The organism is Fischerella sp. PCC 9605 (assembly GCF_000517105.1).
GTDB lineage: Bacteria > Cyanobacteriota > Cyanobacteriia > Cyanobacteriales > Nostocaceae > PCC9605.
In genome coordinates this window covers 817,953-843,998 of the sequence record NZ_KI912148.1, presented here as the reverse complement: position 1 = coordinate 843,998, position 26,046 = coordinate 817,953, and the positions used below count along the sequence as shown (strand labels likewise).

Annotated in this window: 25 protein-coding genes; 8 read left to right on the top strand and 17 right to left on the bottom strand. The window is 40.5% G+C overall.

Annotated features, from left to right (window positions below; translation table 11 throughout):
• Positions 1 to 44 precede the first annotated feature (44 nt).
• A complete protein-coding gene (locus tag FIS9605_RS43890) occupies positions 45 to 269 on the bottom strand; it encodes a hypothetical protein (protein WP_026731796.1) in 225 nt (74 codons plus the stop codon).
• Positions 270 to 354: 85 nt separating this feature from the next.
• Positions 355 to 1,506, bottom strand: a complete 1,152-nt coding sequence (locus FIS9605_RS36380; protein ID WP_051469937.1) for a GTPase family protein — start codon at positions 1,504 to 1,506, stop codon at positions 355 to 357.
• Between the two features lie 847 nt (positions 1,507 to 2,353).
• Between FIS9605_RS36380 and FIS9605_RS45015 the strand changes: the two genes are divergently transcribed.
• From FIS9605_RS45015 to psbM, 6 genes are all read left to right on the top strand, one after another.
• Positions 2,354 to 3,097, top strand: coding sequence for an NB-ARC domain-containing protein (locus tag FIS9605_RS45015; protein ID WP_231510248.1), 744 nt, complete (start codon positions 2,354 to 2,356; stop codon positions 3,095 to 3,097).
• Positions 3,018 to 5,942, top strand: coding sequence for a WD40 repeat domain-containing protein (locus FIS9605_RS36375; RefSeq protein ID WP_231510247.1), 2,925 nt, complete (start codon positions 3,018 to 3,020; stop codon positions 5,940 to 5,942). The genes FIS9605_RS45015 and FIS9605_RS36375 overlap by 80 nt, the downstream gene beginning before the upstream one ends.
• Before the next feature lie 57 nt (positions 5,943 to 5,999).
• Entirely contained in the window at positions 6,000 to 7,136 is a 1,137-nt protein-coding gene (gene tgt, locus FIS9605_RS0106100) for a tRNA guanosine(34) transglycosylase Tgt (RefSeq protein ID WP_072032368.1), read from the top strand.
• 155 nt (positions 7,137 to 7,291) lie between these two features.
• On the top strand, positions 7,292 to 7,429 hold the full coding sequence (locus FIS9605_RS0106095; protein WP_026731794.1) for a photosystem II reaction center protein K: 138 nt from the start codon (positions 7,292 to 7,294) through the stop codon (positions 7,427 to 7,429).
• Between the two features lie 200 nt (positions 7,430 to 7,629).
• The gene (locus tag FIS9605_RS0106090) at positions 7,630 to 7,929 is read left to right on the top strand and encodes a 2Fe-2S iron-sulfur cluster-binding protein (RefSeq protein WP_026731793.1); all 300 of its coding nucleotides are present in this window, start codon (positions 7,630 to 7,632) and stop codon (positions 7,927 to 7,929) included.
• Between the two features lie 134 nt (positions 7,930 to 8,063).
• Entirely contained in the window at positions 8,064 to 8,180 is a 117-nt protein-coding gene (gene psbM / locus FIS9605_RS0106085; RefSeq protein WP_026731792.1) for a photosystem II reaction center protein PsbM, read from the top strand.
• An 89-nt stretch (positions 8,181 to 8,269) separates the two neighbouring features.
• Here psbM and FIS9605_RS0106080 read toward each other — a convergent pair whose 3' ends face one another.
• From FIS9605_RS0106080 to FIS9605_RS0106050, 7 genes are all read right to left on the bottom strand, one after another.
• Complete coding sequence (locus FIS9605_RS0106080) at positions 8,270 to 9,124, bottom strand: universal stress protein (RefSeq protein ID WP_026731791.1); 855 nt, start codon at positions 9,122 to 9,124, stop codon at positions 8,270 to 8,272.
• 632 nt (positions 9,125 to 9,756) lie between these two features.
• A complete protein-coding gene (locus FIS9605_RS0106075; protein WP_026731790.1) occupies positions 9,757 to 10,566 on the bottom strand; it encodes a DUF928 domain-containing protein in 810 nt (269 codons plus the stop codon).
• 177 nt (positions 10,567 to 10,743) lie between these two features.
• A complete protein-coding gene (locus tag FIS9605_RS0106070; RefSeq protein WP_026731789.1) occupies positions 10,744 to 12,846 on the bottom strand; it encodes a M3 family metallopeptidase in 2,103 nt (700 codons plus the stop codon).
• A gap of 192 nt (positions 12,847 to 13,038) precedes the next feature.
• Positions 13,039 to 13,254: a hypothetical protein gene (locus tag FIS9605_RS0106065; protein ID WP_026731788.1), complete on the bottom strand. Its 216-nt coding sequence runs from the start codon at positions 13,252 to 13,254 to the stop codon at positions 13,039 to 13,041.
• A gap of 130 nt (positions 13,255 to 13,384) precedes the next feature.
• Positions 13,385 to 13,690 carry an ArsR/SmtB family transcription factor gene (locus tag FIS9605_RS0106060; RefSeq protein ID WP_026731787.1) on the bottom strand — a complete coding sequence of 102 codons (306 nt, stop codon included), beginning with the start codon at positions 13,688 to 13,690 and terminating at the stop codon, positions 13,385 to 13,387.
• Between the two features lie 99 nt (positions 13,691 to 13,789).
• Complete coding sequence (locus FIS9605_RS0106055) at positions 13,790 to 14,821, bottom strand: hemolysin family protein (RefSeq protein WP_026731786.1); 1,032 nt, start codon at positions 14,819 to 14,821, stop codon at positions 13,790 to 13,792.
• A gap of 52 nt (positions 14,822 to 14,873) precedes the next feature.
• Positions 14,874 to 15,464, bottom strand: coding sequence for a thioredoxin family protein (locus FIS9605_RS0106050; protein ID WP_026731785.1), 591 nt, complete (start codon positions 15,462 to 15,464; stop codon positions 14,874 to 14,876).
• A gap of 300 nt (positions 15,465 to 15,764) precedes the next feature.
• Between FIS9605_RS0106050 and FIS9605_RS0106045 the strand changes: the two genes are divergently transcribed.
• Entirely contained in the window at positions 15,765 to 16,169 is a 405-nt protein-coding gene (locus tag FIS9605_RS0106045) for an NIL domain-containing protein (RefSeq protein WP_026731784.1), read from the top strand.
• 81 nt (positions 16,170 to 16,250) lie between these two features.
• Here FIS9605_RS0106045 and FIS9605_RS0106040 read toward each other — a convergent pair whose 3' ends face one another.
• Entirely contained in the window at positions 16,251 to 17,321 is a 1,071-nt protein-coding gene (locus FIS9605_RS0106040; protein ID WP_026731783.1) for a DUF3616 domain-containing protein, read from the bottom strand.
• Between the two features lie 340 nt (positions 17,322 to 17,661).
• On the opposite strand from FIS9605_RS0106040, the gene FIS9605_RS0106035 reads away from it, so the two are divergent.
• On the top strand, positions 17,662 to 18,630 hold the full coding sequence (locus tag FIS9605_RS0106035) for a CHAD domain-containing protein (RefSeq protein ID WP_026731782.1): 969 nt from the start codon (positions 17,662 to 17,664) through the stop codon (positions 18,628 to 18,630).
• Positions 18,631 to 18,656: 26 nt separating this feature from the next.
• Here FIS9605_RS0106035 and FIS9605_RS0106030 read toward each other — a convergent pair whose 3' ends face one another.
• The 7 genes from FIS9605_RS0106030 to FIS9605_RS0106000 all read right to left on the bottom strand — a co-directional run bounded on the left by FIS9605_RS0106030 (position 18,657) and on the right by FIS9605_RS0106000 (position 25,728).
• Entirely contained in the window at positions 18,657 to 19,424 is a 768-nt protein-coding gene (locus FIS9605_RS0106030) for a class I SAM-dependent DNA methyltransferase (RefSeq protein WP_035139419.1), read from the bottom strand.
• Between the two features lie 43 nt (positions 19,425 to 19,467).
• Positions 19,468 to 20,598: a histidine decarboxylase gene (locus FIS9605_RS0106025; RefSeq protein WP_072032367.1), complete on the bottom strand. Its 1,131-nt coding sequence runs from the start codon at positions 20,596 to 20,598 to the stop codon at positions 19,468 to 19,470.
• 211 nt (positions 20,599 to 20,809) lie between these two features.
• Complete coding sequence (locus FIS9605_RS36370; protein ID WP_197036005.1) at positions 20,810 to 21,865, bottom strand: class I SAM-dependent methyltransferase; 1,056 nt, start codon at positions 21,863 to 21,865, stop codon at positions 20,810 to 20,812.
• On the bottom strand, positions 21,858 to 22,838 hold the full coding sequence (locus FIS9605_RS0106015; RefSeq protein WP_035139418.1) for a pyridoxal phosphate-dependent aminotransferase: 981 nt from the start codon (positions 22,836 to 22,838) through the stop codon (positions 21,858 to 21,860). Before FIS9605_RS0106015 ends, FIS9605_RS36370 begins: the two co-directional genes overlap by 8 nt.
• The gene (locus FIS9605_RS36365; RefSeq protein WP_082209732.1) at positions 22,822 to 24,018 is read right to left on the bottom strand and encodes a hypothetical protein; all 1,197 of its coding nucleotides are present in this window, start codon (positions 24,016 to 24,018) and stop codon (positions 22,822 to 22,824) included. Before FIS9605_RS36365 ends, FIS9605_RS0106015 begins: the two co-directional genes overlap by 17 nt.
• A gap of 218 nt (positions 24,019 to 24,236) precedes the next feature.
• On the bottom strand, positions 24,237 to 24,548 hold the full coding sequence (locus tag FIS9605_RS0106005; protein WP_026731778.1) for a DMT family transporter: 312 nt from the start codon (positions 24,546 to 24,548) through the stop codon (positions 24,237 to 24,239).
• Between the two features lie 298 nt (positions 24,549 to 24,846).
• The gene (locus FIS9605_RS0106000; protein ID WP_026731777.1) at positions 24,847 to 25,728 is read right to left on the bottom strand and encodes a fatty acid desaturase family protein; all 882 of its coding nucleotides are present in this window, start codon (positions 25,726 to 25,728) and stop codon (positions 24,847 to 24,849) included.
• Between the last annotated feature and the right edge of the window lie 318 nt (positions 25,729 to 26,046).

The following is a 26,046-nucleotide window of genomic DNA, read 5'->3' as shown; positions in this document are numbered from 1 at the left end:
ATGCTTTCTTGTATCTGTCTTGTGTCAAAACCTTAACTAGTGGGCTAAGGTACTTGCCGAGATTTCCTTAATTCATTGATACTATTTTTGATAATTTCCACTTCACTTTTGAGGTTATTGATGTCATTTTTCAGATTTTTGACTTGGTTTCGTAAATGCCAATAGTCAAATGTAATTATCAAGATGCAAGCTAACCCCAACATGATAAATGTTAGCTGACCAAGAGTGAGTGAGTTTTTTCCTTTTGTTAATGTACTGCTTTCTTTCATAAGTTTATTACAGGCTATAGTAGAAATTTGATTTTTTATTAAGGACAACTCTCGAAAAATAAGTTTACAAAATCTGATTTAGAGATTAATCACTATTTAAATAACGATTGCGAATTTTGTCGGTATTTAAATCTGCAATGGAAGAGATATTTATATCATAGAATTTACTAAATTCTTCTCTAAATGTCTCTTTTAAAAATTGTTTAATTTCAATTTGCGATCCATATATTTTTTGCTTGGCTAATTTTTCACAGACTTTAGCATAAGCCATTCCTGAAACAGTAGTATATGTTGCTGCTGCTGCTGCCGAAAGAAAGGAAATACCTGGAAATATACTACTAAGCCCATCTACTAAAGAGTACGCGAAAAAGTTAATTAATCCTCCAACTGTAACACCAGATAATGCCAAGGTCAGCCCTAGTTTGCTATGACCGTATAACATAGTAAGTTGGCAACATAAATGACCCATTGCTGCTATAGCTCCTACTGGAGTTGTAAATGCAATTGGAATAGCTCCCGTGCTAAAACAAGCGATCGCAGATTGAGAAATATACTTCCAAGCAATCTCTCTTTTAGATTCGATATCAACTATTTGTGTTAAAATAATAGATTCAGAATATATTTCCGGTAAAAGTTCAATTGTTTTATTTACTAATTCTTTTAAACCAAAAGGTTCACAAATTAGTCTGCCATTAAGTGTCAATGGTTCTGCTGATACTTCAATGACATCACATAGTTTATTGAACTGAGAAGCCGCAATTGCTTCCTTAATTCCCCTTCTCTCTCTATCAGATGCCCGATCGCATTGCGACAGGACAATTATTACAGGAATCCGATGTTTTGTGATTTCATTCAAGATATCTATATCAAACTCTTGAAATCTTGCTGATGGCGCACTCACTACATACCAAACAAGATGAATTTGTTCTTCTATTCCTTTTCTGATTCGCTCATTTATGAATCGAAAAGTTTCCGCAATAAACTCTGATTCTTCTTTACCTGCTTCATAACCAGGAGAATCATAAATAATAACAGGCAATTTTACTCCTAAGGATTCTGGAGAGTATTTAGAATATTTCTGAGTTACTGCCCGACCCGCACCTACTTTAGCTACTTCCATGCCGAAAATTGCATTTACTAAGGTGCTTTTCCCCACTCCAGTTTGACCAATTATGGTAATATTAGGAGATTGAATTTTTTCGAGTATGCTCTTTAGTTCCTCTTGTTGATTAACCATTAATTTATTCTTCTTGGATAAATTTTAAAATCTGTAAAATTGAAGATAAAAATATAGGAATTATTGCTAATAGTAAACTGATGAAACTCTGCTTATTTCTCATTTCTCTCAAACCAAGTTCAGAATTTTATAAATGCTATTGCCTTAATCCTTACAACCATGCTCTCAAAAGCCATCAGTATCGTAAAGTCGGAAAAGTTGGATTGAAAAGTCGGAAAAGTCGGGTATCGCGAAGAACTATCAAGGTTAAGATGAAATTAACCTCAAATTCTTTGCCAACTTAGAGGCTATGAACGATGACTATGACGAAGTCATCAACTGGATAGAAGTTGAGACAGAAATAAGCTAACTGAGGTGAATGCATTGCCACAGACTCTGCCTACCTTTGCATAGCTAATTGTTGCAAAGCTGGGAAAGTGCAATGTTTGGAATGAGTAGTCGTTAGGGCTGGTTCTTAAGTCTAGGAATTTCGCTAGTTGGTGTGTACGCTTTCTCTGCAATTTGATTTGCGCTAATGGTACAACTAACCTGTTTTTGCTCGATCCTAATGGGATTATTTTTGGCAAAAATACCAGTCTAAATGTCTGATTGCTCAAGCACCAACTGCCAGATCTGATACTCTGGCGAAGCTCAATAAATTTTTAAGGCGGCTACGGAAAGACTTGCTCTGGAGTTGATAACTATATATAACTATAAAGTTTTAATACATGATAGGTATTTATACACAACAACCACCACCTTATATGACATACCACACTCGATGAAAGGCGTGTTTAATCCGAATGAAAACCACTATAAATCCTTGAAGGGGGGTCAAGCCGATTAAGATTGCAGGCTGCTAGTGTCTATGAACTATTACGAAGTCATCAACTGGATAGAAACTAAGAGGGAAACTCAGCTAAGTGAGTTGCAAAAAGCAATATTAAAAGGGTCTTGGGAAGATAAAAAATATGAAGAAATAGCCAACTCTCTTCGCTATAACTTGCAGTATGTCAAGGATGTTGGCTATCAGTTATGGGAGTTAATTTCAGAAGTTTGCAAAGAAAAAATAACTAAAAAGACTTTTAGGACAAAACTAGAGCAACGCTGTCAAAACTTAACACCTCCTACCCATCGCCGAGATTGGGGAGATGCACCTGATGTTCCTGTGTTTTTTGGACGAACTGAAGAATTAGCAACGCTAGAACAATGGATTATTCAAGAATGCTGTCGGTTAGTAGTAATTGTTGGAATAGGAGGAATTGGTAAAACCCAGCTATCAGTCAAATTGGGTAAGGGAGGAATTGGCAAAACAGATTTGTCACTGAAGCTGGCAAAGGGGATTCAGCATGAATTTGAATACGTGATTTGGCGAAGTCTCCTCAACGCACCGCCAGCAGGAGATATTCTGACAGACTTAATTAAGTTCCTATCCAACCAGCAGGAGACGGAGTTTGCCAACACCCAAGAAACCCAAATCTCCCGACTGCTGCACTATTTACAAGCACACCGCTGTTTGCTGATTCTGGATAATGTTGAGACGATTTTACAAAAAGGCGATTCGCTTAAGAGCGATCGCTTCACGCGCTGGGCTATATCGCCAGGGATATGAAGCATACGGTCAACTTTTCCAGCAAGTTGGAGAAGTCCCCCATCAAAGCTGCTTGCTGCTTACCAGTCGGGAAAAACCTCACAATCTTGAGAGAATATCTGGCAAAAAACACCCTGTCAGGTTATTTGAACTAGGTGGTTTAGACTGTTTAAATGGACAGAGAATTTTTCAAGAAATTGGGCATTTTTCTGGTTCTGATGCAGAATGGCAAAAACTCGTTGAATTCTACAATGGCAATCCTTTAGCTTTAGAACTGGCTGCTAATCATATTCAAGAAGTCTTTGGGGGAGATATTTCTCAATTTCTCAGGGAAGGAAAACCTGTTTTTGAAGATTTGCGAGAGTTATTAGCGTGGCATTTTGAGCGTTTGTCAGAGTCAGAAAAAGAGATTATGTATTGGCTAGCGATTAATCGTGAGCCAATTTCTTTGTCAGAACTGAAAGAGGATCTTCTCTCACCAGAAGCTAAAGAAAGAGTTACAGACACATTACACTCTCTCAGCCGACGATTACCTCTGGAAAGAAGCGCAGCAGGATTCACGCTCCAACCTGTGCTAATCGAGTACATAACAGAAGTATTTATTCAACAAGTTTCTGAAGAAATTAAGACTCAGAACATTGAACTGTTTAACAACTATGCTTTGCTCAAAGCTTTAGCAAAAGACTATATCAGGGAAGCTCAAATTTGTTTGATTCTCCAACCTCTGATCAAGAAGTTAATCAATATTTTGGGGAACCAAAGCCGTCTTGAAACTCAACTAACTCAGATTCTCGCTAAGTTGCGCACATCTTCACTCAAATTAGGATATGCAGCAGGGAATGTTCTCAATCTCCTCTGCCAACTGAAAACGGATTTAAGAGGTTATGATTTTTCCGATTTGGCGATTTGGCAAACTTATCTTCAAGGTATGAATTTGGCTGAAGTCAACTTTGCTTATTGTGAGTTTACTAAATCACTTTTTTCCCAATGTTTCAGTGGAATTAATTCTGTCGCCTTCAGTCCAGATAGCAAAATTCTCGCAGCAGGTGACACTCATGGTCAGATTCGTCTATTCAGAGTTCAGGATGCTCAACCTCTTTTGACGTTGGAGGGACATGACAAAAGCATGTGGATACCGTCCCTTGATTTTAGTCCCGATGGTCAAAAACTAGTCAGTGGCAGTTTTGACCGAACCGTAAGACTTTGGGATGTTAGGACAGGTCAATGCCTTAAGACCTTTAAGGGACACACCGATTTGATTTGGTCAGTTACCTTTAGTCCTGATGGTCAAATCGTAGCCAGTGGAAGTAATGACCAAACTGTAAAACTCTGGGATGTTTGTACAGGTGAATGTCTTAAGACGTTGCAAGGACATACTAATTGGGTTTGGTCAGTCGCCTTCAGTCCTGATGGTCAAACTTTAGCTAGTGGCGGTTTTGACTACACAATCAAGCTCTGGAATGTTAGTACGGGTGAATGCTCTAAGACTTTGCAAGGACATACTAATTGGGTTTGGTCAGTTGTCTTTAGCTCAGATGGCCAGACACTAACTAGTGGTAGTTTAGACAGCACGATGAGGCGTTGGAATGTTAGTACGGGTGAATGCTTTGAGACATTGCGGGCACACGAAAACGGCATTTTGTCAATTTCTTGTAGTCCTGATGATCAAATGATAGCCAGTGGGAGTTTTGATTCAACAGTAAGACTTTGGAATATTCAAACTGGTCAATGTTGTAAGACGTTGCAGGAACATACTGATTTGGTCTGGTCAGTTGCCTTTAGTCCTGATGGTAAAATCTTAGCCAGTGGGAGTTTTGACCAAACTGTAAAACTCTGGGATATCAAGAGTGGTCAGTGCCTCAAGACCTTGAAAGGACACACCAGTGCCATCTGGTCAATTGCCTGTAGCCCTGATGGTCAAATAGTAGCCAGTGGAAGTTTTGACTCAACAGTAAGACTTTGGAATATTCAAACTGGTCAATGCTTCAAGACATTACAGGGGCATAACAAGTGGGTTTGGTCAGTCGCCTTCAGTCCTGATGGTCAAATGGTAGCTAGTGGGGATAACGAAACCATTAGACTCTGGGATGTCGTTACTGGTCAGTGTCTGAGGAGGTTACAAGGACATATCAACGGATTGATCTGGGCACTAACTTTCAGTCCTCAAGGTAAGATTCTAGCCAGCGGTGCTCAAGATTCAACTATAAGGCTTTGGAATATTTGCACTGGCGAGTGCTTAAAAGTTTTGCAAGGTCATGCCAATTATGTTTGGGCAGTTGCCTTTAGTCCTGACAGTTTGATACTTGCTAGTTGTAGTGATGACAAAACTATAAAATTGTGGGAAAGCGGCACGGGAAAATGCCTCAAAACCTTACCAGAAATTGATAGTAAGGTGATGGCAGTCGCTTTTAGTCCTGATGGAACAATGCTAGCTAGCGGTCATGATAACGGTCTACTTAAGCTTTGGGATATTAATGGAAAGTGCATCAACACTTTACAGGGACACACGATGTGGGTATTTTCGGTTGCTTTTAGTCCTCAAGGTAATTTCTTAGCTAGCGGAAGTCAGGATGAAACTGTCAAACTATGGGATGTTAACTCTGGAGAATGCCTTAAAACTTTAACAGGACATACTAGCTGGGTACGTTCAGTTGCCTTCAGTCCAGATGGGCAAACGTTGATCAGTGGCAGCGTAGATGAAACCATTAAATTGTGGAATGTCCAGACAGGAGAATGTTTAAAAACACTGAGAATCCCAAGACCTTATGAAGGTATGAACATCACGGGCGTTACAGGCTTAACCGCAGCAACTATTGCCACGCTCAAAGCTTTAGGAGCAGTGGAAGATGGAGATGTCAAACTATAAGTTATGTTTAATTAAGTTCAGTAAAACTTAGCTTAAATCTTAACGGTTACTTCTGCTTTGAGCGCAAATTTTTCTTTTCAATGTCTTGCTTCCTGTAGCCAGACAAAAGCACGGGCTGGAGTGTTCTTCACTCCTCACGGCCCGGTTGAAACTCCTCGTTTTATGCCGGTGGGGACACTGGCAACTGTCAAAACCCTCACCCCTGCCCAACTCAAAGAAACAGGGGCGCAAATGGTGCTATCCAATACCTATCACCTGCACTTGCAACCAGGGGAAGCAATTGTGGCTGGAGGGGGAGGACTGCACAAATTTATGGGCTGGGACGGGCCGATGCTCACCGATTCTGGTGGGTTTCAGGTCTTCAGTCTCAGTGAAATGCGTAAAATATCTGAAGAAGGTGTGACGTTTCGCTCACCACATGACGGTCAAATTATTAAGTTGACGCCAGAAAAGTCCATCGAAATTCAGAATACACTAGGGGCGGATGTGATTATGGCCTTTGATGAATGTCCGCCTGCTACAGCTAGCCGCCAAGAGGTGGAAGCAGCCACAGAACGCACTTATCGATGGCTTTTACGCTGTAAGTCTGCCCATCAACGCCCTGAGGAGCAAGCGTTGTTTGGTATCGTCCAGGGTGGAGTGTATCTGGATTTGCGTTGTCAGGCGGTGGAAACGTTGGCAAATTTGGATCTACCGGGATATGCCATTGGTGGCGTGAGTGTGGGTGAAGAACCAGAACTGATTCATAAGATTGTGCAGGCGACAGCACCATTACTACCACACCATAAGCCGCGTTATTTGATGGGTGTAGGTACTTATCAGGAAATGGTAATTGCGATCGCTTCTGGTGTAGATTTATTTGACTGCGTGATTCCTACTCGCTGGGCTAGACACGGTACGGCTATGGTGCAGGGCGATCGCTGGAATTTAAAAAATGCTAAGTTTCGTGAAGATTTTACGCCTTTAGATGAAACTTGTCCTTGCTACACTTGTCAAAACTTCACCCGTGCTTACATCTCTCATTTAGTGCGATCGCAAGAAATTTTGGCGTATACCTTATTGAGCATTCACAATATCACCGAATTGATTCGCTTTACTCAAAGGATACGAGAGGCAATATTAAACGATACCTTTGTTGCAGAGTTTGGTAAGTGGCTGACTCCAGATTTAAAGGGGATAGGGGATAGGGGATAGGGAATAGGGGATAATTGACTAATGACCAATGACTAATGACTAATGACCAATGACTAATGACTAATGACCAATGACTAATGACTAATGACCACCAATGCATGTTAAGATATTTCTCAATTCTGAAAGCTGTGTTGGATAGGTGGATTTAAACAAAAATGGAAACAGCACTATTATTAGCAAAATTGCCTGAAGCATTCCAAATTTTTGACCCTTTGGTAGATGTTCTACCGCTCATTCCTTTATTCTTCTTGCTGTTGGCTTTTGTTTGGCAAGCAGCCGTGGGTTTCAGGTAAGTTAATCAATCTATAATATTTTTGAAAAGACAGGCGTCTTGCCTGTCTTAAATTTTTGCCAAAATTTAGTTTTCAAAAATATATAATTATTAATATTTTGTTATAATATTTTGTGAACTAATATAAAAAGAAAAGCATTTCAGCAAGTCAAATAAAAATTCGGTCTTAGCATTCAGGCAACAGTCAACGAGGAATAAGCTATGGGTAACATCAAATTCGTAAAAGAGAATAAAGAAGTCATAGCTGCGAATGGTGCCAACCTGCGCCAAAAAGCCTTAGAAAACGGGATTGACATCTATAAAATTTGGGGAAAAATGATGAATTGTGGTGGCTACGGTCAGTGTGGCACCTGTATTGTTGAGATCGTTGAAGGAAAGGAAAATCTTTCGCCCCCTACAGATGTAGAGAAGCGTTTTTTAAAGAAAAAGCCTGCAAATTACCGTCTTGCTTGTCAAACCTTAGTGAACGGCCCGGTTAGTGTAGTAACAAAACCTGATTAAAATTGCCAGTAGTCATTTATCATTAACTAATGACAAATGACTAATGACTAATGACAAAAGACAAATAACTCGGTCAAGCCGTGATGATGGTATCCTAAAAGTGTTGACTGGAATCTAAGAGAGGCTTTCTGACTATGCAGGTTAATGACCTGGGGTTTGTAGCCAGCATTCTGTTTGTGCTAGTCCCCGCCGTTTTTCTGATCATTCTTTACATTCAAACAGCTAGCCGCGAAAGTAAAAAAGATACTTAATACTTTCTGTGTTTCATGTATAAAATAAGAAACCCTTACACCTGTAGTGTAGGGGTTTTTATTGATCAAGTGCAAAATCGTGAGCGACCTTAAGCAGCAGTTCGTGCTAACAAAACTGGGCAAGTAGCATTTATTCTCACGTAATCAGACAAAGAAGCACCTAAAAGTCTGTCTAGATCTACGAAACTCTTAGCAATGGAAGGACGCCGATCTGGAGAACCAAGTAACAACAGATCTACATTTAACTCCTCTGCCAAGCGACAAATTTTTTCACCCGGTTTACCCATACTAAGCACACAACGAGGTTGCACCCCGTGTTTTCTCGCTTCCGCGACAGCTGCTGCTAAAACAGGATGTTGTTCGGGATTAACCTGATTTGCTGATGCAGCAGATTCACCTCCTAAATCTGTGATCACATGCGAAAGAATTAACTCTCCTCCCTTAATATCTCGAATCAAAAACAAAGCTAAGTCCAAACAGTGTTTTGAAGCATCAGAATTATCCATTGCCACCATGATGCGGTTAATTTTTTTGACATAAATGTCATCTTTTACCAGCAACATGGGGCGAGAAGATAATTGGAAAACGTACTGACTTACTGAGTTAGCTAAAATCGATTGCAGTCGCTTGAGTCCGCGAGAACCCATAATAATTAAATCTGCATCGATTTCATCTGCTACTTGGCAAACTACATCCTTAGGCTCGCCTTGCCGCAAAATAGAAGAGACTTGGCTAGGATTTAAGGCTAAAGACTGAATAGCATTTGCCAGGATTTTGCCACCTTCTTCCCACTTAGCTGTCATGGATTCGGCGGTGCTTTGTGGCGGAACCACGTGCAAAACTGTAACTTTTGCCCTTTGAATTGATGGCACATCCTTCAAGGTTTTTAGCATTTCTTCCGCGTGTCCCAATCCGGAGACAGCCAGCAAAATGTTTTGTATCATCGTTACGCCTTCGTAGTTTGGTTTTTGCTCTCTCAATAATTTGGCTAAGCTTTGACTTTCACCGCCTTGCTAAATAACTTAGTCATTAGTTATCAGTCATTAGTCATTAGCAATCGTACAAATGACAAATGACGCAGGACAAATAACACAATGACTGTTATTTTTCTTTAAGCCTAGTGACAAAATTTTGTACTTAGGCTTCTGATCACTTAGCTTACTCTCAATTTTGCACGATAAACTTAACGAATGATTATGAATTTTATTACTTTTAATCTATGTTTACTCTTTTTAACTAAAATCGAGTTAAGTATTGCAAAGAAAGGCAAAAAAACAATATAAATTCTATTTTTTGTGATTAATAAATTTTAAATATGCTATTAAAAGTTTTTCTACATAGCTGAGGCTGCTATCAAATACTATTTTTATAAGTAATATTAAGTTGCAGTCAAAGATAGTACTTCCCTCACCCCCAGCCCCTCTCCCAATTTGGGGAGGGGAAAGGGAGAGGGCACGAATTACTATTGCTATATCTGAACGCAACTTGGTATAAGTCGGTAGGATTGACGCTCCCTCGCACTCCGATAGCTGCTACGTGCGGGGATTCTTGTTTCAATAAAAATCCTTCTGCATGCTTAGCTACGGGAACACTGCTGATCTAGAGGCTGCTGGGCTATGTTTTCTAACCCTACCTGCTGTAGTAAAGTCACCCAGATTTCGGAAAGTTTGGTATCAGAAGGATTGCAGGCGCGTAATTCTGCTACTGTTGACAATAAATCAAACCACAGACCTTGTTCAGCATAGACGGAAATGCGCTCTGTTGGACTTAGCCGCTGTAATTGATTGGCCAAATTCTGATTAACAGCTATCCGTTGTACCCAACCGTCTACAGTGATGACAGATCGAGGAGAAGTATCTTGTATGTCACAAATGATAGACACAGACCACTGATAAGTTTGATTAATTTCCAAAGGCGGAATTTTAGCATCAGTGGGCAAGATTAAGCTTGTTACACTAGGTTTGCTGCTAGGTTTCAAAGTTGTATTGTATACTTGGGTACGTTGACCTGATTTTTCATCTATTCTGTACAGAGAAAACTGGGTTCTTTGAGCTGTATTTTCAGGTGTGTACCAGAAAAATTGAGGATGAGCAGCAGTTGTTAATCCCAGATTAGTTGGTGGTAGCAGTAAAGCCAGAAGTGCTGGATCGCCAGAAATGCAGCTTCCTCGACGTACACTCCCACTTTCTCGCCGTCCTGGTAGAGTTTTGACAGGAACTTTTACTTGAATATTACGAGTTTGCTTGCTGCGGTTGTCTGTGTGGCTAGGTTTTTTAGGGACTTGTGGTTGAGAATTTGTCTGTGCGATCGCCGTCAAGGATAAGCCGCACAGAAGTAAATTTAAAAGCCAAGACAGGCAAACTTTCAGAAAATCTGGGCGATACATTCAAATTTAAAATTTTAGGCTATTTCACCAAATGGCGGTATCCACCCAGATTGAGACGTAATTGATTTACTCTCGTTCCTGAGGAGAAGGGGAAAGGGGAAAGGGGAAAGGAATTGACCTTGAACTTTTTCCCCTACTTTGAACTTCAATGAAAGTGTGGCGAACTATAGTATAAATTTAAGCAGCTACTAAACCATTGTGTCTTAGCAAAGGTTCGGTACTCGGTTCGCGACCCCGGAATGTTTTAAACACTTCCATTGGATGCTTGCTACCACCAAGGGCTAAGACTGTATCGCGGTAGCGCTTACCTGTAGCTTTTACAGCTTGTTCATCTTCTAAACCAACTTCTTCAAATGCGGCAAAAGCATCTGCGCTTAATACTTCCGCCCATTTGTAGCTGTAGTATCCTGCTGCATATCCACCGGCAAAAATGTGTCCAAAGGCACATAAAAATGAATCTTCGGGTAAAGGTGGTATGACGGTGGTCGTCTTGGCGATGCGATCGCGCACATCCTTAGGAGTTTCACTACCACCAGGACGATAGCGGTAGTGCAGTTCTAGATCCAGAACGCTAAAGTGTATCTGTCGCAACGTTGCACTACCACTCATGTAATTCTTTGCAGCCAGCAGCTTTTGGTAATAATGTTCTGGCAAAGGCTCACCTGTTTCGTAATGCTTAGCCATGCCAAATAAAGTAGCGCGATCGTAGCACCAGTTTTCCATAAACTGACTAGGTAATTCCACAGCATCCCATTCGACGTTATTAATACCTGCTGCCGAAGAATAATCTACCTTGGTCAACATGTGATGCAAACCATGACCAAACTCGTGGAATAAAGTTTCTACCTCCGTAAAAGTCATCAGACTAGGTTTGCCATCAACTGGTGGCGTTTGGTTACATACCAAATACGCTACAGGTAAACGGGTTTTCTTGACTCCATTTTCAGTGAGTTTGCCCCGGTTAATGCAGATATCCATCCATGCACCGCCGCGCTTTTCTGCGGGACGGCTGTAGGGGTCTAAATAAAAATAGGCGATCGCACTACCTGTTTCGTCAGCAATTTGGAAATAGCGCACATCCTCATGCCAAACTGGTGCTTGACCATCAGCAGGGGTAACTGTAACACCAAACAACCGCTTCACCAACCCGAATAAGCCATCCAGCACTTGTGGAAGCGGAAAGTAAGGACGCAATTCTTCTGCTGTGAAAGCAAATTTTTCTTCCCGCTGGCGTTCTGCCCAAAAGGGGATATCCCAATGTCTTAAATCATTTGTTTCTGCTGCTCCCTTGTTGGCAGCAAAAGCTTTCAATTCTGCCAATTCCTTGAGGGCTGCATCGTAACTGGCGCAGCGCAGTTCTTCTAATAGTTTTTCCACAGCCTCGACGCTGGGAGCCATTTTACTGGCTAAGCTGACTTCCGCATAAGTTTTGTAACCGAGTAACTTCGCCAGTTCTTGACGCAACTCCAAAACACGTTCTATTGACGGGTTATTATCCAAGTTTCCCGAAGATGCACGGGTAATATAAGCTTTGTAAAGCACTTCCCGCAAGTCACGCCTTGTGCTGTACTGCATAAAAGGATAGTAACTGGGTAAGTCTAAAGTGATACACCAAGGGCCATTTTCTGGGGTGGCGTTTTCTTCCCCGGCATCTCGGGCTGCTTGTGCTGCTAAACTAAGTAAACTCGGGGGTAAACCGTCTACTTCTTCTTTCTTTGTCAGCTTCAGGCTAAAGGCTTTAGTCGCATCCAGAACATTGTTAGAGAACTTGGTAGAAAGTTCAGCTAACTCCATTTGAATAGCGTTAAAACGTTCCCGCGCTTCGCCTTGCAAGCCAACCCCAGATAGTTCTGCATCTCGGATCGCAGCTTCGACAATACGCTTTTGGGCAGAGTCTAAAGTATCCCAAGTGTCACTGGCACGTAGTGCTTTAAAAGCATTGTAAATTGGTTGACTTTGGCTGAGTTTGTTAGAAAACTGTACTACCTGCGGCTGTACAGTTTCATAGGCTTCTCGCAGTTGGGGGCTATTTTTCACACCCATCAAGTGGTTCACTACACCCCAACTCCAGTTCAGGCGTTCTGTTAGCTTTTCTAAAGGTTCTACTAAACCGTCCCAAGTAGGCTGTACATTAGCTTCTATTTTGGTTAATTCTTGCTCTAATTCTGCCAGTAATTGGTTAAACCCTGGCACCACATGCTCTGGTTGGATGCTGGCAAAATCAGGCAAGCCAGTACCTTTCAATAAAGGATTATCTGTAATAGTCGCGTTTACACTCATGTTTGGGCTAACTTTGATCTTTCTTCATCTTCTAATGTAGCGATGGTTTAGATAGTATGTACTCAAAGTATTTAATCAAGAAAACTAAAATTCAGAAGCCACAAATGAATTTTACTCGTGACTTCTGATTTGTTGATGGCTGTACCATTTATTTGCATTAGAAAAGTAAATTTCTAACGGTTATTAAATTTTCTAAAATCTTGGCTGTGGAGCATACAGTTGATACAGTCCCAAAAGAAGCAATACAACTCCTATCTGTACGGCTGATGGAGCTAATACAAACCCCATTACCAGCACCATTCCCCCACTGAATACAACTGCAATGCGATAGACCTCCTCACGTACTTTGAGTCCTAGCCAGATAGCAGCCAAACCAATAACTAACAATAACAAATAGGTTGCTAGCATCTTTGTTTCCTCAAATAGACCGTTGCTTGTCTGTCGCACCTATACAATAACAGTAAATTGAATATTAGAGATATCGAACAATCTCGATATAACAAAATCAATATCACAAGCAATTAACATTTGCTTTTATTTATAAATCAGTTGCAACATGAGCTGCAAACTGAGAAAAAGCTTCCTCGTTACGACGATAGTAAGTAGATTGTCCCTGACGGCTTGAGACAATTAGCCCTGTCGCCTCCAGCATAGATAAATAATGGGACACTGTAGACTGGGCTAAGCCAGTTTTTTTCTGAATGCTACTGACGCAAACTCCGACTGTGCGAGGGTCTACGTCTTGGCAGGGAAAGTTAACTTCAGGTTCCTTGAGCCAATGCAGGATTTGTAACCTAGTTTCGTTAGCAAGGACTTTGAAGATGTCAATGTCTTTAGTATCCATTCCCCCATTATATCGATTTTTTTCGATATATCCATTTTATATCAACTTTAATGTAGTGTGTGGAAGCAATGTATTTCTTCTCAAAAGTAATGAGAAGGGCTAACGCATAGACTTTAACAGTCTTTCTCGCCGTTTGCGTGCAATTTCTTGCAGATCAATGCTTTTATCAGTCTCATCTACAATTTCACCAGTTATGACTTCAAGAACATCTTCCAAGGTTACTACACCACAGACGTCTCCATATTCATCCACTACTACAACGAGATGATCGCGAGCTTCTAGGAAGCCTTTTAGCAATTTGTCTGCCCGAATTGTTTCAGGAACAAAGCTAACTTTCCGTATTAAGGAAGAGATTTTTTGATTACTCCTACCTTCAACCATCGCTGTTAGCAAATTCTGTTTTAAAGCAACCCCTATCACTTGATCGATAGAGTTATCAGTCACAATAATCCGTGTATGTTGCGAGGCAATAATATCTTGTTTAGCCTCACTAAGAGTCAAATCGCCACGTAAATATGTAAGCATGATTCGAGGTGTCATTAGGTCAGAGGCTGTCAGATCGTTCAATCGAAACACCCGTTGAATCATCTCTGCTTCGTCGCGTTCAATAATTCCTTCCTGATGACCTATATTTGCTAGTAGCTTAATTTCTGCCTCATTTGTTGTCGGTCGTTTTTTACCTTTAGTAAAAGGTGCTGTAACTTTTTCTAAAATCCAGACTAGAGGTGTGAACAAAAAGGTAAGTCCAGTAATAGGTAAAGCAGCTAGTATAGATATTTTTTCGGCGTTGCGCTCACCAATAGTTTTTGGGACTATTTCACCAAAAACTATAATCAGAAAGGTCAATATTCCTGAAAAGACACCTAACCATCTATCTCCCAAAATTTTAGTAGCAACACTACCTGTGAGAATACTACCAATAATGTTGAAAGTATTATTGAGGATGACAATAGTCGCAATTGGTCGATTTATGTTTTCACGAATCGCCAAAAGTGCTAATGCTGAAGGATGATTTGACTGTGCTAACTGTCGTACTTTGAGTGTAGAGACTGATAAAAGCGCTGTTTCTATGCTAGAACACAGCGCTGAACCCGTAATGACAGTAAGTACAACGAAAATTAGCTGTAGCATACATAGTTTATGTAGGGTACAGGCTAAAAGCCTGTAGATATATGACGCTATTCTAATTCACTACTTGACTGCCATGACTGCGCGGGTCATCTTGGCTGGGTGCTGGTGCTACTGATGTTGAAACTTTGGAAACTTGCCCACTAGCTTGAGCATAAGGCAGAGGTGAATCCTCAATCAAGGCTTCTAAATTACTTGCCATGATTGTGCGGGGTTGATCGCCGATCGCTTGAGCAAGAACTTCTCCATTCTGGTTGAGAAACACAAAATGGGGAATACCATCTACCCGATACTTCAACATCTCTGGTAGCCATTTGGTGTTATCCACATTCAACATGACAAAGTTCATTTTGTCTGTATACTGCTGCTCTAATTGGGTAATATCCGGTGCCATTTTCTGGCAAACAGTACACCAGTCCGCATAAAATTCCACAAGCGATGGCTTGCCGTTGGTCATTGCCACTTCCAAGGGTGTAGATTGTTCTGCTAATTTAGCCAGAGAAGCTGAGCTAGTCTCGGTTCTTAGTCCCAAGACTAGGGCAACGCTAAGGGCGATCGCCACCATTGCAATCAAAAAATTTCTGACACGCGCGCCAACAGTTGATTCCGACTTGACTGGAGAATTTACAGGTGAATCCGTACTCATAACAGATTTATTAAAACTTATTAAGTACTGTTATCTTTCAGTTTACTGTTTTATTTTAGAAGGCAGCAGGATAAAGAGGTGTAGGAGTATAAGGGTGTAGACCTTTGGTGATGCAATCCCAAACAATAAGTTTTCTTTGTGTCTTAGTGTCTTGGTGGTTCAAGAAAATTTATTTTTTCACCACAAAGACACCAAGACACCAAGTCAAATCAGGAAAAACCCCTTACACCCTTTCTACAATCAGTATCCCTGCATACGCTAAAACAGAGAAAAGGCGTATACAAAAACATTTCCCCAACTGTGAAAAAACGAGTTACCCTCACCTTTCCCAAACGCGCCATTCAAATGCCAGTTACCTACCGACTGGCAAAAGATTTCAACGTCGCCGCTAATATTATCCGCGCCCAAGTAGCACCGAACCAAATTGGCAAGTTGGTAGTAGAACTGTCGGGTGATATAGATCAGCTGGATGCTGCGATTGAGTGGATGCGATCGCAGAATATCAGTGTTTCGCACACCCTAGGAGAAATAGTCATAGATGAAGACTTGTGCGTTGATTGCGGCTTGTGTACTGGAGTTTGTCCGACTGAAGCCTTAACCCTAAATCCCGAAAGCTATAAACTAACATTTACGCGATCGCGTTGCATCGTCTGTGAGCAGTGTATTCCCACTTGTCCAGTCCAAGCAATTTCTACAAATATTTAAAATATTGTTGTTGGTTGGTTGTTGTTGGTTGTTTGTAACAAATAACTACCAACTACCAACTACCAACTTCTCCATAAATCTCTACTGGCCTAGCTTAAATATATCTGCGATCGCACCAGCTTCACCCACTAACCTATTTTTTGCAGGAGAGTCATAAACCACTAACAGCGAGGGCATCCCGGCTATATCTTGATATGGTGTTATGCCCTCAGCATGATCGTTTCGATTTCCGTAAGGAATATCTTGTAAATACTCTGGGTAATACAGAACATCTTCTTGCAAGTGAATGCCACCTGATAATCGATACACTTGCACTGGGCCATCTAAGTCCATTGTTGGCCCTGCTAAGATTAACAAATCTTCTCCATCTAAATGCAAATCTCTAATTCCCAAGCCATTTAAGAACAGAAAATGCTTTTTATACAGACTTCCTGCCTCTGCAATTGGCTTTAGTGTTAGCAGTCCTGTTTCAGAAAGTTCTACTTCTATTTCCAGCATCATAGCCCAACCCCGCAATACCGGGCCGCGCAAACCAAGAATAATTCGGTTTTGATAGACTGCTATACCTTCTATATCAAAGCCATTATCTTTACCAGGGATTTCTGCTTTGATAAAACAACCTAAATGAGGGTCGTTTGCCAAAGCTTCTATCAGCACGTTCCCCTGCTGAGTGACTTCTAATTTAGCAGCAACTAACTGCACATTTGCATTGTCGGGGTGGGGGCAAGTTTTCCACAGTTCACCGTCAACAAGGGGAATGCGTCCCAGAATATATCGATTTGGTTCTGATTTAACTTGGGTTAGCCTATTAATGTTTTTCGCATCCGATTTATCTGGTTTAGGTTTTTTGCGTTTCCAGCTATGGGAACCAACAAACCAGAGATAGCGATCGCTATATTCGATACCCTCAATATCAATTTCTTCGTCTTCAGGTGCAGGTAAATCAATAAATTCTTTGACATGAAATTGTTTATGTTCACCAAAATTATTGGCATCAATCCAAGAAAGACGTTCAATAGTGGAAGTTTCATCTGACCCAAACCACAAATGCTTTTCTGGTGTCAGCATTACAGCCGATAGGTCTTCCCGGTGTTCTATAAAACTATCGGTAAATGTGAGCAAAACTTGATTTAACAAACATGAGTCTTTCATTTTACATTGCCTCTATGGGTATCCGATTTTAACACTGTTTTTATAAAGGTATGATTTAATACTCCTCAAGTATTCAGTTTTCATAAAAACATTAAATAATTTGAATATTTGACAGAATATCGGTTAAAAATAAAAAAATAAACATTCAAATCATTGTTACACTTGTTTACTCTATAACAATTTTGTTTATTTCTATAAATTATAATCGGTAATTATGATAGTATTTGGCAATCTTAGTGCTGCACAGATGAGTTACAGAGAACCAGTGCCAGCTTTTAACTAATGCTATGATTCAATCAGTATGAACAATAGCAATATCTATAAAAGTGTATCAAATTCTATAACCTTGGCTACAAAATCTAAAGTGGAAAATCTAGGTCAATACGCTTACTCAGCAATTCAAAAACACTTCAAGAAAACCTTAAAATGGGAAACAGAAGTTAAAAAAGATAAAGATCCAGAAGCGCTACATCAAATGCGAGTGGGAATGCGTCGTTTACGCACGGCTGTGAGTAGATTTGCCCCAGCTGTGGATTTACCGAAGGTAGTGAGCGATAAAAATGTTGGTAAAATCGCACGTCGCCTTGGCAATCTCCGAGATTTAGATGTACTAAAAGAAACTTTGGAAAACTTTTGTCAACCAGATATACCTAAAAAAGAACGGCAATCTCTGCGAACAGCTTTGGATGCTTTAGGCAAACAACGTGAAGATGCACTGATAGATGTGCGATCGACATTAAAAGATGGGCGTTACAAAGCTATAAAACAGTCATTAAAAGATTGGTTAGATGAACCTAGTTATCAACCGCTGGCATCTTTGCCGATGCAAGAAGTATTACCAGATTTACTTTTGCCTGAAGTAAGTCATTTCTTGCTGCATCCAGGTTGGTTGGTGGGAACCCAAGTTAAGGAGTCTGAAATTGTCGTCTTGCGAGATTGGGAAGCAGAAAAGGTAGAACAAGAATTAGCAACTAACGGCAAGATTCTTCATAGTTTGCGGAAACAAGCCAAACGCATACGTTACCAAATGGAATTATTTACTGACTTATATGGTGAAACTTACACAACTTATGTTGCGGAACTAAAGAGTATTCAAGATATTTTAGGTTCTATACAAGATAGCACGGTATTGGGTGAGTGGCTTGCAGATGTCTTCGAGTCAGATTTTCACGCACAACTTCCTACCATCGCTACTAAAGTAGCAGAAAACCGCTACCAGATGTGGCAGCAGTGGCAACCTTTGCAGGAACGGTATCTACAAGCAGAAGTTAGACAGAAGTTGCATTTAACGGTACTTCATCCCATGTAAACTACGTGATTTGTAGTTTGAAACGATCAGCACGCTTCACAAACTAAAATTTGTTGGAGCGATTCTGGGGTAAATGGATTACCTTGGTAATCACCCAACTTGCTTTCAACTTTAAACCCGTTGTATTTGAGTAACATCTCAATCTCTTGGGGAAAATATAATCGAATTTTGATGTCTTCAACAACTTCTTCCTGTCCTGGAATGTGATAAAACAATCTTTCAGTAGCAATTTGATGTTCTACATTGTACTCTCGGGCAGAGGTAGCAATGATACTTCCACCACCCTGAGGATTTGGAAAAATACAATCTAGTATTCTTTTTCCGGCTAAATGGACGACATCATTTAGATATCTAGGGTAGGGATTCAAAAGATCGATCGCAAATTTTCCCCCTGGTTGGAGATGTTTTCTTACACAAGCCAAACAGGATTCTGCTTCCTCTAATTGGAGTAATATGTTGAAGGTAAAGTATGGCAGTGTAATTAGAGGAAATTGTGTGTCTAACTCAAAATTACACATATCACCCTTAACCCAGTTCACTTGGGAAGACTTCTGTCTAGCAAACTCTAGCATTGAGTCCGAGATATCAATACCTGTTACCTGAAATCCTGCTTCAGCTAAAGGGATGGCGGTTCTACCAGTACCGCAGCCAAGTTCCAGAACTGGATCTCCATACTTGCTGGCTAGTTCTAACCATAAAGATACATCTTTACGTTCAGACATAAAGAAGTACTGCTTACCTGCATGGAAGCAATCATAGAAATGAGCGTCCCAAAAAAAAGATTCTTCTGGCATATTTTTAATACCTTTTAGAATATGAGCTTTATATTAATGATTCTCAAGCCTGAGCTTGCAATAAATCGTCGATTAACTCATTAATTTTTTGAGTAGAAATATGTTGCATGACCACAACGTGAGCTAAGTTTCCTTCAATAGCAAGTTGCCATTTGTCGCAAACCTTAGCTGGAGGCTTTTTGAAAGCAACTGTAATTGAAAAGTCGTTGAGTAGGGGATTATAACCGATTTGCTGTAGGCGATCGCGCAAATATTGAGCATTTTCTAAGCAAGTTACTACTTCTCTAGCAAACTTCTGTCCTCGGGTGGCGATCGCGTACCAAAGAAACAAAGCGTTTAAACCACAACGCGATCCAGTGATAGTGGTGTCATCCGTTCCCAAATACTCGATTCTTTTGCCAATCTTTTGAACATACTCCCGACGAGTCAGAACAATCCCAAAATGAATCGGAGAGCCAATGAACTTATGTCCGCTCACCGCAATACTGCCAATTGGATAATCTTGAAAGCTGATTTTTGGCGCGCTATCAATGAACGGAAGTAACATTCCTCCTAGTGCAGCATCACAGTGGAGATGAAACTGAGTGATGTTAACTCGTTTTAAAATATCAACGACTCGCTCAATCCTGTCGATCGCTCCCTTCATTGTGGTTCCCAAATTCAGGTTGAGGATAGCACTTTGATGCCTATGTGCTGATAGTTCCCTTTCTAGCTGATCATAATCGATTTCGCCATTCAATTGAGAATCAATCGGAGTGTAAGGAATTCTTAGTAAACGAGCTGCTTTAACAATAGAGTAATGGCTATCCTTAGAGGCGTAAAAAACACTATCTGGATACCTTTCTCGCCCTAAAAATAGACCATAGATATTCCCTTCACTCCCGCCAGTCGTGACATATCCCCAATGGTTTTGTAGTTCATAAAGTTGAGCAAACCATTGCAGACTTTTCTGTTCAAACTCTTTGGCATGACTCTTAACAAACTTGTCATAAATGAAAGGATCGCCTGCGTTATTAATGTTGTATCGCAGAAAATGCCACAGACGGCTGTAGTCAAAAGCGAGGTTTTCCGAGTAACCAGCATTGAATTCTACCTGTTGAGTCATCTGTTCTAGAAAATCATTCAGGAGAGTATCAATAGATTCCTCAACCGAGCATAAGGGAGATGTAATCATAATTTTGCTAAAAATTAACCATCTTTTATGTTCAACGAATTAAATTTATAAATACTCTGCGCTCCTCTGCGGTTCCTCTGCGCGACGGCAGTCGCTACAACGGGACGCCACGTGCTACAACGCGGGGAACCCGCGCAACGCAGTGGCTCGGGAACCCCCGCAACGCGCTGCCTCCCCTCTGCGTTTAAAAAAACTACGATTTTACGCAAAACTATACTCCAGATTCAGCATATTTTAATACATAGCCAATTACTAAACCTGTAGGATCTACTTTTGGATCGACAGCTTCTTTTTTGATAATCTCAAAACCAGATTTGGTAAAAATTTCAGTCCATTTTTGATCTGAAACTAGCTTTTGATCGGTAAATGGATGCAGGAGAAAGTAGGGATTATAAAACCCTAACCCGAGAGGAGATTTCATCACTTCTTCATTGTCAATTGCGTAATCGACTTCAATCACATGAAGATAACTATCAGGAAAATTAACGCCAATATTTTTGATAAACTCAATCAAAGCTGCTTCTCCATTCTGACCATATATTTCTTGCAGGACAAACCAAAATAAAATAAAGTCAGGAACTTCATTAATTTCATGGTCAAGGGCAGCACTATTAACCAAAGTTATCCGCTCTTGCAAATTTTTAGCTGCCACCAAATTGAGTCCCGCTTGATATGCTCCTTCATCAGGCTCAACTCCAATTGCTTTAATATTTGGGTTTTGGTTGCAAAACTCGCACAGTCCCAAGGCGCTACCACAACCGTAATCAACGATTGTTTTGACATTGGGTTTGATTTCTTCCATCATTTTATTTGCCAAAGGGAAGACATCATTTTGAGAAATTTGACACGCACCAACTCCCACCCATTTACCATTTCTTGATATGTAGTTCGTCCCCTGGCTCATAATGTTGGGGATGTTAGCAAATATGGGGGAATAACCACCTATCAATAAATTGAACCATCCTTGATAGTAAGTGCTGATATTTTTACCGTAGTTAGAAATCTGAAAATTAACTTGACCATTTTCAGAGGTGCTTTTCTCTAAAATTCCCTCCACTGCTAAGTATTCAAATACAGTTCTTAAGAGATTAGGAGCGAATCCCTTTTTTTGGGCGATCGCATTTATATCTAATCCATCTTCCAACAGAGAAAAAATACCTTCCTGTAGAAAACTATAAATCACTTGGCTAGCCGCAAAGCCTCTGATATAGCCTAGGGACTTTTCCAAGCCTGTCAGAAATTCATTACTAACTACATTACTAGACATGAGACAATTTAAACTCCTTTAAAGCTGCCAACAATTGATTATTAATCTCAGGATCTCCCAAACTAATTCTCAAGTAGCCATACATACCAAACAAGGCAGCATCTTTGACACGTAGTTGCTTGTTTTGCAGGTACCGCATTAATTGATTTGAGTCATCTTTGATAAGAAAAAAGTTAGTGTGGGTAGGTACAACATCAAACCCTAACTCTGCGATCGCTGCAACCATTCTTTCTCGCTCTTGAATAACTTTTGCAGCATTGATTTTGTAATAATCGTCTTCTAATGCCTGATTCAGTACTTCAATAGACATGGAGCTAATATTACAGCACCACTGTCTCGCCCTCATTTCACTAACTGCATTTGCATCTCCCACTACGAAACCAAGACGTAAACCAGCCAACCCAAATGCTTTGGAAAATGAGCGAAAGACGAACATATTTTCTAGTCGTCTACTTACCCAACTTTCACGATCTGAAAAATCAATATAAGCTTCATCAATCAAGAGCTTCCCACATCTTTGCATAACTTTTTGAATAACACGATCGTCGAAGATATGCCCGGTAGGATTATTAGGGTTAGCTAAAATCACGAAATCGTTGGGGGTGATACAGTTAATTGATGACTCGTTTATTCTGAAGCTATCATCTAAACTCATCAGGCAATGGTCTTGATGATTGACTTTAACGCGCCATATATAAGCATCAAAGGTTGGATTGAAAATAACGAAGCGCATTTCACAAAACTGTTGTATCACTCGATCGATCGCCTCATCAATTCCTTGGGTTAATAGAATGGTTGAGTCAGCAACAGAGAACTTGCTAGCAATTTTTTGAATGACCCCATCTTCCAACCCGAAAGGATACCGACTACAGTCATCTACAGCAGAATAGATAGCTTCCTTGACACAAGCAGGTAAGGGATATGGGTTTTCATTTAGGTCTAGCCGTATCATCGTTTCAATCTTCGGTTTCATTGAGTTCATCCATATCTAGGGGGTGAGAAAATCCATACTCTTCAAGTTGTCCAGCGCGACGAATATCACAGGTAGCGCAGTGGAAAGACCCGCCAAAGGTGTAAAAGTTGCGGAAATTCACAGGAATGACTTTAAAGCCTAAATCTTTCAAGAGTTTCTGAGTGGGTTCTTCCTGCCGTTCCACAATTACGCGTTCTGTATCTAGACTGAGAAGATTCATGCTAATCCACTTACTGGCAATGGGTAGCTTCCAGTAGTCGGGAGTCGTGGGTAATGCTGCTTCTACTAAATCCCAGCCTGCTTGCTTAAATAATTCGCTTTGTACAGGAGGGCGATCGGGGTTAATCAGAGCTAGTCCCGGTTTGAGTGGTACCAGCGATGCATCAATGTGCATGGGATTAAGATCCTGGAACTTAATCTCGTGAACCCGATACTGCTCTCCTAGATGCCGTCTGAGCCAGGTAATTCCGATCCGATTGGTAACGTGACTGCGCTGCACAAAAAGATCGCGTCCAAAGCGGACAATATCGGCTGCATCAAAGCAGGGTTCAAACTCTGTTGTAACATAGCGCCCTTGCCTAACCAATGCTTCCTGTTCTTCTGGGGATTTGGCAGCAAAGTCAAAATCATAGAGTTCATCTGACATGAGAGGCTTCGGCGCTGTTGTCCACTTCGCTCCTCGTTGCAGATATTCCTTCATCAAGGAACGATAGGCACGGTATTCAAAAAACCGCGATCGCCATGCCATTGGTGCTTCAATGACTTCATTACCAACGACAATCAGTATGTCGCGTGGCATGGCTGCATACATACCAGAAGCCTCAAAATCAGGTGTTGCATAGGTGCGAGAAAAGTCAACGATATCGGGTCGCCGTACAGTCACGCCTTCCATCTCTAGGACATGACAGAACTCGTTTAGTTCTTGAGCAGCGGCTTCCACCAAATCTTTGCTAAACGCACGACCACCTAATTGTTGAAAAAAGTTCCAATACTTTGGAGGCGCATCAACCTTAACACTGGCTTCAAATTGGGGTACAGCCGCACCCTCAACACGACCTACGATGACTTCTTGCAGAAGATCCCATTCGTTGTGGCTATTAACTACTTTATTAACTACTGATAGTTGCAGGTTAGGTAATTCAACAAGTCCAATTGTCGAGGTCTGGTAAGCTTGAAACATCAACTGAATCTTTCCTATTTTGAATTTGGGGTATATGAATGGTTCTTATTAAGTACGTAGGTGGGAATAAAAACAGCTATAGTTTAAGGAATCTAAAAATAGCTGAAACTATTACCATTGACGTAGACGCGCTTTACTCGGCTTCCCGCAGGGTATGACAAATGACAAATGACGACCCTCACGAGTTAACTTTATTCGTGTCGCCTAGTCACAGGAATTTAAAGTATCTTCAAACCCATCACACCAATAACAATCAAAGCAACGCAAACAGAACGAACTGTTCCATAAGTCTCACCAAACAGAACTATATCTGCAATCACAGTACCAGTAGCTCCAATGCCAGCCAGCACCGCATAGGTAGTTCCAACGGAGATTGTTTTGAGTGCCTGCGATAAAAAGAAGAAACTAAGAAGTGTGACAAAAGTTGTGGCTGCGGTTGGTAGGAAATTCGTCAATCCGTTGCTCCACTTCAATGTGACTGCCCACGTTGTTTCCAGAAGACCTGCAATCAGAATATGTATCCACGCCATAAGTTGGTGATGCTAAGCTATCCTTTTTAGCCCTAGATAGATTGTTTTGAATCTTATTGTTGAGATTGCAAACAGTGGACAATCTCCATATAATAAGTAATCGAAACTTTGTACAAGTGTGCTACGACGAAAACATCTATTGTTTCACATCTAAAGTTGATAGAATAATATCGAATTCATGCAATAATAAAATTATTGCACCTATGGTCGATATCGTTATAAAATTACGTCAAATTTTTTGTAAAACTTGAGTTAGATAACTCGCGATAGTGGGAATCAACTTCTCAGACAACTGGTATCAGTACGGCAAAGTTTGCTTAACTGAAGTGTCAGTATTTCCTCTGTGATGCATAAAGCCCAGAGAAGGTGGAAATTTCAACACTACTCTATCAACGCTATCTAACTTCTCACATAGATTTTGATAGATTTTTGGTCTCTGGCTCCAATGCACCTCAGGACGCAAGTGATGTTCTTGATGATAACCTTCATTGCAGAAAAGCAGATTGTAGACATGACCATAATAGCTAGTTGAATTTGCATATCGATTTTCAGGTGTCGCACCAAAGTGTTCATAATAATTAGTTAAATATGCGATGAACCAACCTAAATAGAATATAGGAATAAAAAAGAATAAAAGAAACTTCCACGAAAGCAGCAAATATCCAATAATTGCTAAGATAATAGCAGCAAATTCCAAATGTAATTGCAAGCTTTCATTGTATTTTTTTGCCTGACGAAATGACTCAGTCATATCATCACGAAAAATTGCCAAGGCGCAATAAGTTATTACATTTTCACATCTACCATTTTTCCCATAGGCAAATGTAGAAGAACGATCTTGAGTTTGACCGTCTGCATTTTGCCTATCGTTGCCATACTGATGATGATTGAAATGTATATAACGATAATGAGCCACTGGTGTAACCAAGTTAGCTGAGTTTATTATCGCATAGATATTGTTGAGAAACTTAGATTTAAACCAAGGAGTATGAACAAAGTTATGGGTAGGAACTAGAGCATTGTACCAAAAAAGAAACAGACAGAATGGATAAAATAAGAGGTTATCAAAAAAAGTACGTGATTCCCAAGTTGCTGCCAACCAAATATTTAGTACTAGCTGAAAAATCGTGATAGCAAAAGGAAGGCTATCCCACCAAGAATGCCTAAATAATATCCTCATTTTTTTAGTTTTGGATAAAGATAAACTTTATTGCCACTTAATTCCCACACTGAAGCAAGGCATAGGATGGAGAGCATCTCAATGCAGGAAAAAATACCCGGCGATTGGAAATCTTCGAGTTGATTGTCCTCTATTCTCTTCGTTATCGCAGATTCTCTTTTAGCTCAGATGTGCTAAGTTCGTTTCACACTAGCTTCACGTTTGTTTCACTTGCCAGGGGGTTTGCCTACTGGACAGAGGTATATCAACAACCGTGAAGGTAAAAGCATCACAAAATATGCTTTCTTATGAAAACATTTTGGCTCTATGGGGATTACG